General features: G+C 46.2%; 8 protein-coding genes, 2 tRNA genes and 2 rRNA genes. 8 read left to right on the top strand and 4 right to left on the bottom strand.

The window, feature by feature from the left end:
- Nucleotides 1–203 precede the first annotated feature (203 nt).
- Entirely contained in the window at nucleotides 204–869 is a 666-nt protein-coding gene (locus ABDD94_RS20090; protein WP_345953721.1) for a dihydrofolate reductase family protein, read from the top strand.
- A 290-nt stretch (nucleotides 870–1,159) separates the two neighbouring features.
- Here ABDD94_RS20090 and ABDD94_RS20085 read toward each other — a convergent pair whose 3' ends face one another.
- A complete protein-coding gene (locus ABDD94_RS20085) occupies nucleotides 1,160–1,720 on the bottom strand; it encodes an RNA polymerase sigma factor (RefSeq protein WP_345953720.1) in 561 nt (186 codons plus the stop codon).
- A gap of 198 nt (nucleotides 1,721–1,918) precedes the next feature.
- Here ABDD94_RS20085 and ABDD94_RS20080 point away from each other — a divergent pair, with 198 nt between their 5' ends.
- A complete protein-coding gene (locus ABDD94_RS20080) occupies nucleotides 1,919–3,469 on the top strand; it encodes an FAD-dependent oxidoreductase (protein ID WP_345953719.1) in 1,551 nt (516 codons plus the stop codon).
- A 140-nt stretch (nucleotides 3,470–3,609) separates the two neighbouring features.
- On the opposite strand, the gene ABDD94_RS20075 is transcribed toward ABDD94_RS20080, so the two are convergent.
- Nucleotides 3,610–3,999 carry a hypothetical protein gene (locus ABDD94_RS20075; protein WP_345953718.1) on the bottom strand — a complete coding sequence of 130 codons (390 nt, stop codon included), beginning with the start codon at nucleotides 3,997–3,999 and terminating at the stop codon, nucleotides 3,610–3,612.
- Between the two features lie 11 nt (nucleotides 4,000–4,010).
- A complete protein-coding gene (locus tag ABDD94_RS20070; RefSeq protein WP_345953717.1) occupies nucleotides 4,011–4,571 on the bottom strand; it encodes a sigma-70 family RNA polymerase sigma factor in 561 nt (186 codons plus the stop codon).
- Nucleotides 4,572–4,742: 171 nt separating this feature from the next.
- On the opposite strand from ABDD94_RS20070, the gene ABDD94_RS20065 reads away from it, so the two are divergent.
- Together ABDD94_RS20065 and ABDD94_RS20060 are read left to right on the top strand one after the other, a co-directional pair.
- Nucleotides 4,743–5,228, top strand: coding sequence for a DinB family protein (locus tag ABDD94_RS20065; protein ID WP_345953716.1), 486 nt, complete (start codon nucleotides 4,743–4,745; stop codon nucleotides 5,226–5,228).
- A complete protein-coding gene (locus tag ABDD94_RS20060; RefSeq protein ID WP_345950320.1) occupies nucleotides 5,218–5,589 on the top strand; it encodes a CoA-binding protein in 372 nt (123 codons plus the stop codon). The genes ABDD94_RS20065 and ABDD94_RS20060 overlap by 11 nt, the downstream gene beginning before the upstream one ends.
- A 104-nt stretch (nucleotides 5,590–5,693) precedes the next feature.
- Here ABDD94_RS20060 and ABDD94_RS20055 read toward each other — a convergent pair whose 3' ends face one another.
- Nucleotides 5,694–7,097: an RNA methyltransferase gene (locus ABDD94_RS20055; protein ID WP_345953715.1), complete on the bottom strand. Its 1,404-nt coding sequence runs from the start codon at nucleotides 7,095–7,097 to the stop codon at nucleotides 5,694–5,696.
- A 744-nt stretch (nucleotides 7,098–7,841) separates the two neighbouring features.
- Here ABDD94_RS20055 and ABDD94_RS20050 point away from each other — a divergent pair.
- From ABDD94_RS20050 to ABDD94_RS20035, 4 genes are all read left to right on the top strand, one after another.
- A 16S ribosomal RNA gene (locus ABDD94_RS20050) occupies nucleotides 7,842–9,362 on the top strand.
- 178 nt (nucleotides 9,363–9,540) lie between these two features.
- Nucleotides 9,541–9,615: transfer RNA gene (locus ABDD94_RS20045), tRNA-Ile, on the top strand.
- Between the two features lie 21 nt (nucleotides 9,616–9,636).
- Nucleotides 9,637–9,710: transfer RNA gene (locus tag ABDD94_RS20040), tRNA-Ala, on the top strand.
- Between the two features lie 241 nt (nucleotides 9,711–9,951).
- Nucleotides 9,952–12,836: ribosomal RNA gene (locus tag ABDD94_RS20035) — 23S ribosomal RNA — on the top strand.
- The 16S and 23S rRNA genes sit together here with 2 tRNA genes alongside, the layout of an rRNA operon.
- Nucleotides 12,837–12,893 lie beyond the last annotated feature (57 nt).

Genomic DNA, 12,893 nt, shown 5'->3' with positions numbered 1-12,893 from the left:
TTGATAACTTTGCATATGGAGATTGCTTCGTTCCTCGCAATGACATAAATAAATGTTTATGCTATTGTTCAAGGCTAAAAACGTAAAATAGTAGGAGGTACAGATGAGCGCCAATTTAGCCATGATGTATTTGGTTTAAAACGCCCTTCTTTTGTCGCGGATAGCCCTACCTAGTATCAATGAGCATTGCTTATTTTCGTAATATGAGGAAAGTATCATTTGCATTGAACATAAGTTTGGATGGCTATTGCGACCACACCTTAGGCGAACCAAGCGAAGAGTTGATGGAGTATTTTGCGGCAATGATGGATGACGTAGATCTGCTCTTTTATGGTCGCGTGATGTATCAGCTTATGTTTCCCTACTGGGCCGATGTGGCCAAAGACCGCTCCGGTTCTGCCGCCGAAATCCGCTTTGCAGAAAGGTTGGTGGCCATTGATAAGGTAGTCGTATCGCGGACACTGGAAAATGTGGAAGGCAACACCACCATCATCCGGAGCAACCCGGCAGCTGAATTACAGAAACTGAAACAGCAGCCCGGCAAAACCATTTCGGTTGACACAGTAAGCCTATTGCCAGAACTGATGGCAGCGGGCCTGATTGATGAGTTTCATTTAGTGGTGCACCCCATTATGGCGGGTAGTGGCCGGCATTTACTCCCTGCCGGCAGCCTCCCGCAAATCTTTAAGTTGGAGCTGGTAGAAACAAAGATTTTCAAAAACGGCTGCGTAGCACTTCATTACCGAAAAAGGGATAATCTAATAACTGGTAGTGATTTGAATCTTACTTGCAAGGACGTATTTACAAGAAGTCAGTCGGTACGGGAGATTAGTAAGACTTATCATCAGATTTTTTTAAAGAAGAACTAACAGCAACAATTAAGAAAATAGCTGTTCGAAAAAGTAGCGAGGTATATAATCGTGATGAAGCGAACGGAAAGTATGGCATATGGGGCCATGACCTGGGAGATTTAGTACTTACCGATATACTGATTTATAAAACTGTAAACGGTGAAATACTTTTTAAGTTTGAATATCGAATCTTAACATTCATTTTCAAGTGCCATCATCTCTTGTTATTAGCAACAAAAAAGGCCAACAAACTCCTCGTTCATCGGCCTTTATATTATATATGATAAGGTGTTAGGTTTAAATATAGCTTAACTCGCCAAGCAGTACTGTTCGCGTATTTTCAGGCGGCTTAGTTTGTCTTTCAGTACGCCGCGGGCACGATGCAGGGTGGTGCGCGATACCAGCTCGCTGATGCCCAAGGTTTCGCCAATTTCCTGGTGCGAGTAGCCTTCGATGGCATAAAGGTTAAACACGTTACGGTAGTTGTCGGGCAACTGGCCAATCATGGTTAGCAGTTCCTTAGCCTCCAACCCGCTTTCACTATAGCTCATATTTACGGTAACGCCTTCGGGCAATTCGTCGGTCAGTACCAATGGTTTTAGTTTGCGGTAACGTGATATGGCGGTGTGCACCATAATGCGTCTAATCCATCCCTCCAAACTACCCTCGCCACGGTACTTGTGCATCGAACCAAACACTTTAATGAAACCTTCTTGCATTATATCCTCGGCCTCGTCGCGGTCTTTTGCGTAACGTACACAAGCTGCTAACATACGAGGAGCTAATACTTTATATAATAGTTCCTGCTGTTTGCGCTCTTGTTTCAGGCATCCTTCCCATATCCGGTTCAAGCTTTGTTCAGTGATCATGGCTGTGTTATTCGATTTGATACACTCATGCCAACTATGGCACCAAATATGTAAGGTGCTGATAAACAGCTATAAGTATTTTTTAATATGAACTAAAGTGTTCGTTAACGAACAATATCCGTACACGGCCGAACACTTTTTACCCTGCCAAACAATGCTTATCTTTGCATCATCCGGGATAAAAACCCGGCAATAGTTATGATGAAAGAGATTGAAATGGTGTGCCTGCCCGAGGAACACCAGAATGAAGAAGCTTTAAAAGCAATAGCTGCCCAAAACCTCAAGTTATCACCTAAACGTATTCAGGGAATAAAAATTCGCAAACGCTCTATCGATGCCCGCGGCCGTAAAGTGGTATACCGCATGCAGGTACAGGTGTTTTTAGATGAAGCGGCTCCGCCTACCAGTTTTCATATCGATTACCCGGATGTGAAGGATAAAAAGCCGGTTATTATAGTAGGCGCTGGTCCGGCAGGAATATTTGCCGGTTTACAGTGTATACTGGCCGGTGTTAAGCCTATTATTATAGAACGTGGCAAGGATGTAAAGCAACGCCGCCGCGATTTGGCCAACATTAACAAGCAGGGACTGGTTAACCCCGAATCTAACTATTGTTTTGGTGAGGGTGGAGCCGGTACATATTCAGACGGTAAGCTGTACACCCGATCTACCAAGCGGGGTGATGTGAACCAAGTGCTGCAAATGTTTGTGGCACATGGCGCTACTGAAGATATTTTGGTGGATGCGCGCCCACACATCGGCACCAACAAGCTGCCGCACATTATCACCGCCATGCGCGAAACTATTTTAAATGCAGGCGGCGAAATACATTTTGATACCAGAGTGACCGCGCTTAATGTGCAGTTTGGTAAAATAACCGGTGTACAAACGGCAGATGGTAATGCCGTTAAAGCTGATGCGGTGATACTGGCAACCGGGCACTCTGCCCGCGATGTGTTTGAAATGCTGCATCGCCAAAATATATTAATAGAGGCCAAGCCCTTTGCATTGGGCGTACGCATTGAGCATCCGCAGGAAATTATTGACAAAGCCCAGTACCATTGCGACATACGCGGCGAGTACTTACCCCCATCTTATTACAGTTTGGTTGAGCAGGTAGAAGACCGCGGGGTATTTTCTTTTTGTATGTGCCCGGGCGGCATTATTGCGCCATGTTCAACCGAGCCCGGCGAAATTGTGGTGAACGGTTGGAGCCCGTCTAAACGCAATAATCCTTTTGCCAATTCGGGTACTGTTGTACAAATTAACCTGGAGGATGTGGCCGGTGATAATACAGATCCTTTTAAGCTGTTACGTTTTCAGCAGCAGGTTGAGCAAATTGCCTTTGCTGCCGGTGGGGGTAACCTGGTTGCCCCGGGCCAGCGTATGGTCGATTTTGTGGAAGGACGTCTGTCTGCCGATATTCCTCAAAATTCCTATTTGCCCGGTGTTGCCAGTGCCGATTTAAAAACGGTGCTGCCAGGCTGGATACATCGCCGCTTGCAAAAAGCCTTACCCGCCTTTGGCAAAAAGATGAAAGGGTATTATACAAATGAGGCGCTGCTGGTTGGTGTAGAATCGCGCACTTCATCCCCCATAAAAATTCCGCGCGACAGGGAAACCATGCAACATCCGCAAGTACAAGGATTGTACCCTTGTGGCGAGGGGGCCGGTTATGCCGGTGGCATCATATCGGCTGCTATTGACGGTATGAACTGTGCCCTTGCAGCGGTAAAGCAGTTGGCATAGCATAAAAATAAAGGCATCCCTCTGTTTTTGGTAAGGGATGCCTTTTAGATATGAAAAGTGATAAGGTATAATAAATGCGCCTTGCCTTTACATGCGTTCTAACCTCATCCCCTTTGAGAAGGAGGACGTGCGCAGGGTCATCAATCAGCAGTTTCGTCTGCAGGTTTTACAGGTTCATCCTCCCGCCAGTCGTGGCTGCCCCAAGGGCCACGGCCCCGGCACATGCGATCGCCGAACTGCTCTTTAAAACGGGCGCGGTCTTCAGGGCTCATGTGTTTAAATCGTTCGGCCATTCTTCCGCGCATCCACGGAGCGCCGCCCCCAAACCGGCCCGGCCGGCTAAAACCAAACAGTATTTTGCATAAAATAAATATACCCATAGCTTGCCAAAAGGTAATAGCCCCTATGTGCAAAATATCTGGCAAAAGGTTATTCCACAATTGCATGACTATAAAGCTTATGAGTGACAGGAAAGCAATTGCTATAATAGGTATGAATATAAACCGGCCTTTATAAAATGTTTTTCTCATGTTTTTAATTATTAATAGTTATTAATGTCATTATACAATTGTTTAAGCCGCTTACGCAGGTGTAGTATGGCATAACGTTTTCTAGATACCAGCGTTTGTACATTTACACCTGTTTGCTGTGCTATATCATCAAAGCTCCGGCCTTCGAGTTCCTGCCAAACAAAAACCTGCTTTTGCTCAATTGGTAACTCATTTAATGCGGCAAAAAGTTCCTCCCAAAAAAGGTTCCGTATAAATTCTGTTTCGGGCGTAGCCGTTTCATTGAGCAGTAGCCCGCTAAAGTCTACGGTGTCATCATCGTCATCCCCATTATCAAATAGTAAATCATCAAGCAGCCACTCGGTGTGTTTACGATATTTATCTGTAATCTTATTTCGGGCTACCCGATAAAGCCACGCACCGGTTTGCTCAATAGGTGCTGTGTTTACTACAGCGCTCAACTGGTACCAAACATCCTGCAGTATGTCTTCGGCGTCAGCATCGTTCTTTACACGCCTGCGGATAAAAGACAACAACCCCTTACCGTAGCTTTTTATAGCTTGCAGGGTTGAGGTGGTTTTATCGTTAGGCATTTGCGCGGTAATCAATGTATGCTCTGTTTATATAAGTGCTGACGGTTGAACCTTCATAACATTTTAAGGATAAGTGAAAATAATTACGATATTTTGCACCTGTATTATAGATGGCCTTAATGACGATAAGTTACAGGTTAAGAATGGAACTATAATTGTATGTATAAATGCATGAAAACAGCCGACAAGCTTCAGCAGGAGTTAGAAAATATATTTGTAGGGAGGCCCTGGTATGGTACGCCCATTAGCACCATTATAACACAGGGTAATTGGATAGCCGCTTATGATAAACTGCCGGGGTCGGTGCATAGCATAGCCCATATCATGTTGCACATGATTGGCTGGACCGAAGAGGTGATAAGCCGCCTGCAAGGTAACCAGGCTTCTGACCCTGCCCGTGGCGATTGGCCCGAGCCGGGCGAAGGGTCTGAACAAAAATGGCAGCAACTGGTTATTGATTTAGATGAGGCCAACAGCAATCTGATTAAAGCCATGCAAGCTTTACCCGATAATAAGTGGGATGAACTGATAAACGATCAGCGTGGTTTGGGAGAACCGGTTACCACTTACAAAGGTCTGATATATGGCTTTATACAGCATCAAATTTACCATGCAGGCCAAATTGCTTTATTAAACCGTATGAACCATGTTAATTAGCGAGAAGAAAACACTGATACTGGGTGCCACACCCGATAGTAGCCGATATGCTTACCTGGCGGCCAACCGTTTGGTGCGCACCGGACATCCCATAGTTAATGTAGGTATTAAAAAAGGAGAAGTAGCAGGCGTGCCTATAGAAAAGGCCGAAGAGATACACAGTGATATTGATACTATTACCTTATATGTAGGTCCGCATAATCAGCCTCCTTTATACGACTATATTCTAGCCACTAACCCTAAACGCATCATTTTTAACCCTGGCACCGAAAACCCGGAGCTACGCCGGCTTGCCCGTGAGCGGGGCATAGAAACCTTGTCGGCCTGTACGCTGGTGATGCTGAGCACAGGGGAATATTAATTTAAAAAAACCGGAGCTTAGAAACAAGAGAGAAGATTTTACAAAGTATGCTTATACATAAGTTGCCTTATCTCTTGGTTCTTTGCTTTGATGTATAGCCAGTCTTATCGGGACTCCTGGTTCTTATCTCTTGGCTCCGAAGTTAAAATCCTTATCTCTTTTGGGTAATAATTATTAATCCTATTAGGTAACAGTTTTGCCCATCCTAAAGCATAACCCTGATAAGTCATCAGGCTCCAGCCTTTACCGGTTATTCCTAAATTATCCATATTGTCTTTACGCAGGTAGGCTATAGCTTGCTCATGGGTAAGTTCGGTTTGCAGGAACGCGTCTTTGTTAATCATCAGGCTTAACGCCAACTCATGGTCGGGGATAAGCTCCTTACCTGCCAATTTACCTAAACGTACTCCAGATTTCTTTATATATAAGTATTGCTGTAGTATCTCCATACTTTCACGAAGTGGCCTTGCAATAGCCAGCCAATCATCATTCAGCTTAAAAAAGTATTGACCGGATGGTTGATTAATATAGGGTTTCAATAAATCAATCTCCTTATAATTAGGCTTGGGTTGGTTTTTATTACGGTAAACCGGCAACTGACCGGTATTCTCGCGTTTTATTAAACAGGCGGCAAATAAACCCTCACCTTTAACCTTATCCGGATAAAAGCGATACCCCCAGGCTTTATGCCCGGCCGATTGGCTTTCTACAATTCCCCATTCTGCTTGTACGGGAATGCGTACGCTTTCTAATTCAAATTCATCACACAGCCAGTCAAGCACAGCTTCATCTTCTTCATAAGAGTACGAGCATGTGGAATAAATTAAGTATCCATCTTCAGCTAATGCCGGATAAACGTCGGCCAGTATACGCTCCTGGCGTTGCTGGCACAGGTTAACATTATCGGCCGACCATTCGTCCATTGCCGAGGGATCTTTGCGAAACATGCCCGAACCTGAACATGGTGCGTCAACAACAATGAGGTCAAAAAAGCCTTTGAGTTTGGCAAAAGCTTTAGGGTCATTGTTAGTAACCACTACATTGGATGCTCCCCAGCGGTTTAAATTGTCTGTCAAAACAGGTACACGTGTCTTGATAATTTCGTTTGAAACCAGCAAATCGGCGCTACTGATAACCGAACTGATTACTGTGCTTTTGCCACCAGGAGCCGCACAAAGGTCAAGTACTTTCGCAGCTCCGTCTTCTGTGTTATATACATGTCGTAAAATGTGGTCTATGAACATGGAAGATGCCTCCTGTACATAATAGCACCCGGCGTGAAACAAAGGATCGAACGTAAATGACGGACGTGTATCGAGGTAAAAAGCATCTGTGCACCAGGGCACGGGCTGTGCGTGTTCAAAAGCAAGCTTCTTTTTGGGATTGATACGTACTGACGTGGGAGCCTTAGCCTCCTGATGTGTATGCACGAAAGTTTCTTCATTAAAGCCAGGCGCCTGCTGTAAGGAACTGATAAAGCTTTGGGGAAAATTTATGTCGTTTGCCATGCACCTCAAAGGTACACATTATTAACGCGCCCATAAATGGCCCTGTTATATTAACAAAGTGTTAAGATTAAGGCACAAGCCGACGCTCAAATTGCGACAATCAAAATTGTTTAAATTAATTTGTGAGTAAAGTAATATTCTCTTTATCTTTGATGTCCTGCAATTGAGCAAGGAAGTACATTGAAAAGGTGGAAGGGATTGTTGAAGCATTGAAAGATGCGTCAGCAGGAGATCAGGAGAGAGGCGGATAGCCAATCGGGGCATCACAAAAAACTTTAAAAAAAGTTTTGGGGATGTCAAAAAGATTTCTACCTTTGCACTCCCAATCGCAATGATCGGGAATAGATTGAAAAGCGGCACAGGGATAAGAAAAACGGCGAAAAGCGGTTTAAGGAGTCTCAAAAAAATTTAGAAATAAATTTTGGAGAAATCAAAAACTTAGTTACCTTTGCACTCCCAAACGGAACGAAAGCGAAAGCGGACGGAAAGCGAGGGGAAACAAAAAGCAAAATCACTCATCGCTAGGATGAGCAGATATAAAAAGCGGAACCGTGACGGGGAAGCGATAAAGTTCTTTTAAGAAGTAACATGTAGCGTAGCGGGAGCGATAACTTAAGGTTATCGACTCTATCAAAAAAAAGAAAACCTTTCGAAATTGGAGTTACACTGAATACTGTATAAAGATATACAAATAATCAGATTTCTATTTTGAGTAATAGGGTCTGGATACAAACAAAACATTTTACAATGGAGAGTTTGATCCTGGCTCAGGATGAACGCTAGCGGCAGGCCTAATACATGCAAGTCGGACGGGATTGGGGAGCTTGCTCCCCATGAGAGTGGCGCACGGGTGCGTAACACGTATGTAACCTACCGTTGTCAGGGGGATAGCCTCTCGAAAGAGAGATTAACACCGCATAAAATCACAGTGCAGCATTGCATAATGATCAAATATTTATAGGACAACGATGGGCATGCGGGACATTAGCTAGTTGGCGGGGTAACGGCCCACCAAGGCGACGATGTCTAGGGGATCTGAGAGGATGACCCCCCACACTGGTACTGAGACACGGACCAGACTCCTACGGGAGGCAGCAGTAAGGAATATTGGTCAATGGAGGCAACTCTGAACCAGCCATGCCGCGTGCAGGAAGACGGCCCTACGGGTTGTAAACTGCTTTTGTACCGGAATAAACCTTTCTTCGTGAAGAGAGCTGAATGTACGGTAAGAATAAGGATCGGCTAACTCCGTGCCAGCAGCCGCGGTAATACGGAGGATCCAAGCGTTATCCGGATTTATTGGGTTTAAAGGGTGCGTAGGTGGCCTATTAAGTCAGGGGTGAAAGACGGTAGCTTAACTATCGCAGTGCCTTTGATACTGATGGGCTTGAATACAGTTGAAGTAGGCGGAATGTGACAAGTAGCGGTGAAATGCATAGATATGTCACAGAACACCGATTGCGAAGGCAGCTTACTAAAGTGTGATTGACACTGAGGCACGAAAGCGTGGGGATCAAACAGGATTAGATACCCTGGTAGTCCACGCCCTAAACGATGAATACTCGATGTTGGCGATATACGGTCAGCGTCTAAGCGAAAGCGTTAAGTATTCCACCTGGGGAGTACGCCCGCAAGGGTGAAACTCAAAGGAATTGACGGGGGCCCGCACAAGCGGAGGAGCATGTGGTTTAATTCGATGATACGCGAGGAACCTTACCCGGGCTTGAAAGTTAGTGAATGATCCAGAGACGGATCAGTCCTTCGGGACACGAAACTAGGTGCTGCATGGCTGTCGTCAGCTCGTGCCGTGAGGTGTTGGGTTAAGTCCCGCAACGAGCGCAACCCCTATGTTTAGTTGCCAGCATTTAAGGTGGGGACTCTAAACAGACTGCCTACGCAAGTAGAGAGGAAGGAGGGGACGACGTCAAGTCATCATGGCCCTTACGTCCGGGGCTACACACGTGCTACAATGGATGGTACAGAGGGCTGCTACCTGGCAACAGGATGCCAATCTCTAAAAGCCATTCACAGTTCGGATCGGGGTCTGCAACTCGACCCCGTGAAGTTGGATTCGCTAGTAATCGCGTATCAGCAATGACGCGGTGAATACGTTCCCGGGCCTTGTACACACCGCCCGTCAAGCCATGGAAGCTGGGGGTACCTGAAGTATGTAACCGCAAGGAGCGTCCTAGGGTAAAACCGGTAACTGGGGCTAAGTCGTAACAAGGTAGCCGTACCGGAAGGTGCGGCTGGAATACCTCCTTTCTGGAGCAGTATTCAGTACCAAGTAACACGAGCCGAAAAAGAGAGGTAAGTAAAAAGACAGAATCCTGCTACGCACATGTATTTCTTAAGATTAGAAGAAAAAAGAAGAAACCCAGAAAAGAAAAGCCATATCAGTACTATATAGGTAATATATAGAGTGGCTGTAACCATTAAACAAAGTCTCGTAGCTCAGTTTGGTTAGAGCACTACACTGATAATGTAGGGGTCAGCAGTTCAAATCTGCTCGAGACTACTACAAAGGGAAATCTTTTATGGGGAATTAGCTCAGCTGGCTAGAGCACCTGCCTTGCACGCAGGGGGTCAACGGTTCGAATCCGTTATTCTCCACACAGATGTGATAAGCAAATGAGCAATCATCTGCCTATCTAATTCGAAAGTTCTTTGACATATTGGAAGAAGTAATTGTAAAACTGAGAAAACAACAGTGAAGGACGTTGTGAGTAAGAGTAGAAAGTACAAGGTAAAAAGTAAAAAGGCTTTCGGGTCTTGATACTGTATACTAACTACCGGATACTGCTAAAACAACTCTAAATAAAGCATACCATGCCGAGCAAAAGCGGCATGTGTAGAAGAAAGTAAGAAAGGGCACACGGGGGATGCCTTGGCTCTCAGAGGCGATGAAGGACGTGATAAGCTGCGATAAGCTACGGGGATTAGCAAATATGAATTGATCCGTAGATTTCCGAATGGGGAAACCTAATCCATTGAAGATGGATTGCAATAATGCGCAAACCTGCTGAACTGAAACATCTAAGTAAGCAGAGGAAGAGAAAACAATAGTGATTTCCTGAGTAGTGGCGAGCGAAAGGGAAACAGCCCAAACCCACCATGTTACGGCATAGTGGGGGTTGTAGGACTACGATGTGGTATATTAAACTGAAGCGGAAGGGCATGGGAAGGCCCGCCATAGAGCATGAGAGCTGCGTACGCGTAAGGAATAATAACCTAGTAGAATCCTGAGTACTGCGGGGTCGGAGACGCCCTGTAGGAATCTGCCGGCACCATCCGGTAAGGCTAAATACTACTGAGAGACCGATAGTGAACCAGTACCGTGAGGGAAAGGTGAAAAGAACCCCGAACAGGGGAGTGAAATAGAACCTGAAACCGTGTGCTTACAAGCGGTCGGAGCAGACTTGTTCTGTGACGGCGTGCCTTTTGCATAATGAGCCTACGAGTTACTCTTCTCTGGCAAGGTTAAGTGTTTAAGACACGAAGCCGAAGCGAAAGCGAGTCTGAATAGGGCGTGCAGTCAGAGGAGGTAGACGCGAAACCTTGTGATCTACCCATGGACAGGTTGAAGGTGCCGTAACAGGTACTGGAGGACCGAACCGATAAACGTTGAAAAGTTTCCGGATGATTTGTGGGTAGGGGTGAAAGGCTAATCAAACTGGGAAATAGCTCGTACTCCCCGAAATGTTTTTAGGAACAGCGTGGCGGTAAAGTTATACAGAGGTAGAGCTACTGATTGGGTGCGGGGGAGTCAAATCCTACCAAATCCAGACAAACTCCGAATGCTGAATAATATACGCTGCAGTGAGGCTCTGGGTGCTAAGGTCCAGGGCCGAGAGGGAAAGAACCCAGACCATCAGCTAAGGTCCCCAAATTACTATTAAGTTGAACTAACGAGGTCCGACTGCACAGACAGCTAGGATGTTGGCTTGGAAGCAGCCATTCATTTAAAGAGTGCGTAACAGCTCACTAGTCGAGCGGTCGGGCATGGATAATAAACGGGCATTAAATAGTATACCGAAGCTATGGATTGTATATTTATATACACTGGTAGGGGAGCATTCTATCGCCGGCGAAGCATGACACGACAAGTGCATGTGGAGGTTATAGAAAAGCAAATGTAGGCATAAGTAACGATAAGGCGGGAGAGAAACCCGCCCACCGAAAGACTAAGGTTTCCTGATCAACGCTAATCGGATCAGGGTTAGTCGGGGCCTAAGGATAATCCGAGTGGAGATTCCGATGGACAACTGGTTAATATTCCAGTACTTTTGATAACTGCGATGCAGTGACGGAGTAGTGACACATCCGCGTTCTGACGGAATAGAACGTTAAAGGCCGTAGGTATAGGCGATGTAGTAAAGTACGCATTGTTTGCTGAAAGCTGATAGTACACAAAGCCTTCGGGTGGCGTGATAGTGATGGTAATCAGACTTCCAAGAAAACCTGCTAAGCTTCAGGTTATCAAAACCCGTACCGTAAACCGACACAGGTAGTCGAGGAGAGAATCCTAAGGTGCTCGAGTGATTCATGGCTAAGGAACTCGGCAAAATGGCCCTGTAACTTCGGGAGAAGGGGCGCTGTCAGCAATGGCAGCCGCAGTGAAAAGGCCCAGGCGACTGTTTAACAAAAACACATGGCTTTGCAAAATCGAAAGATGACGTATAAGGCCTGACACCTGCCCGGTGCCGGAAGGTTAAGAGGGGATGTTAGTCGCAAGGCGAAGCATTGAATCGAAGCCCCGGTAAACGGCGGCCGTAACTATAACGGTCCTAAGGTAGCGAAATTCCTTGTCGGGTAAGTTCCGACCTGCACGAATGGTGTAACGATCTGGGCGCTGTCTCAGCCATGAGCTCGGTGAAATTGTGGTATCGGTGAAGACGCCGGTTACCCGCAACGGGACGGAAAGACCCCATGCACCTTCACTACAACTTAACATTGATATCGGATACAGGATGTGTAGGATAGGTGGGAGACTGTGATCCGGCTTCGCTAGGAGTCGGTTAGTCAACGTTGAAATACCACCCTTTCTGTATTTGGTGTCTAACTCTGCACGGCAGAGGACATTGTTTGGCGGGTAGTTTGACTGGGGTGGTCGCCTCCAAAAAGGTAACGGAGGCTTTCAAAGGTAAGCTCAGTACGCTTGGTAACCGTACGTGGAGTGCAATAGCATAAGCTTGCTTGACTGTGAGGCAGACAAGCCGAGCAGGGTCGAAAGACGGATATAGTGATCCGGTGGTTCTGCATGGAAGGGCCATCGCTCAAAGGATAAAAGGTACGCTGGGGATAACAGGCTGATCTCCCCCAAGAGCTCATATCGACGGGGAGGTTTGGCACCTCGATGTCGGCTCGTCACATCCTGGGGCTGGAGAAGGTCCCAAGGGTTCGGCTGTTCGCCGATTAAAGTGGCACGCGAGCTGGGTTCAGAACGTCGCGAGACAGTTCGGTCCCTATCTGTTGTGGGCGTTGGAAGTTTGAGTGGGGCTGACCTTAGTACGAGAGGACCGGGTTGGACTAACCTCTAGTGAATCTGTTATGGCGCCAGCTGTACTGCAGAGTAGCTACGTTGGGAATAGATAAGCGCTGAAAGCATCTAAGTGCGAAACTAGCCACAAGATGAGACTTCCATTGAGGGTCGTAGTAGACTACTACGTTGATAGGTTACAGGTGTAAAGGTGGTGACATCATAGCCGAGTAATACTAATTGCCCGAAGCTTTCTTCGTCAACAGATAAGTGGTGTGATCTTTCCGGTCACACCACACCATCAAAAACAACATGTG

It is taken from the genome of Mucilaginibacter sp. PAMB04168 (assembly GCF_039634365.2).
Taxonomy (GTDB): Bacteria; Bacteroidota; Bacteroidia; order Sphingobacteriales; family Sphingobacteriaceae; genus Mucilaginibacter.
The sequence above is the reverse complement of the archived record's forward strand: the minus strand, read 5'-3'. Positions and strand labels throughout refer to the sequence as shown.

Bases quoted from the DNA above. Each gene is read 5' to 3' on its own strand.
- ABDD94_RS20090 (WP_345953721.1), top strand. From the start codon at position 204: ATGAGGAAAGTATCATTTGCATTGAACATAAGTTTGGATGGCTATTGC.
- ABDD94_RS20085 (WP_345953720.1), bottom strand. From the start codon at position 1,720: ATGATCACTGAACAAAGCTTGAACCGGATATGGGAAGGATGCCTGAAA.
- ABDD94_RS20080 (WP_345953719.1), top strand. From the start codon at position 1,919: ATGATGAAAGAGATTGAAATGGTGTGCCTGCCCGAGGAACACCAGAAT.
- ABDD94_RS20075 (WP_345953718.1), bottom strand. From the start codon at position 3,999: ATGAGAAAAACATTTTATAAAGGCCGGTTTATATTCATACCTATTATA.
- ABDD94_RS20070 (WP_345953717.1), bottom strand. From the start codon at position 4,571: ATGCCTAACGATAAAACCACCTCAACCCTGCAAGCTATAAAAAGCTAC.
- ABDD94_RS20065 (WP_345953716.1), top strand. From the start codon at position 4,743: ATGAAAACAGCCGACAAGCTTCAGCAGGAGTTAGAAAATATATTTGTA.
- ABDD94_RS20060 (WP_345950320.1), top strand. From the start codon at position 5,218: ATGTTAATTAGCGAGAAGAAAACACTGATACTGGGTGCCACACCCGAT.
- ABDD94_RS20055 (WP_345953715.1), bottom strand. From the start codon at position 7,097: ATGGCAAACGACATAAATTTTCCCCAAAGCTTTATCAGTTCCTTACAG.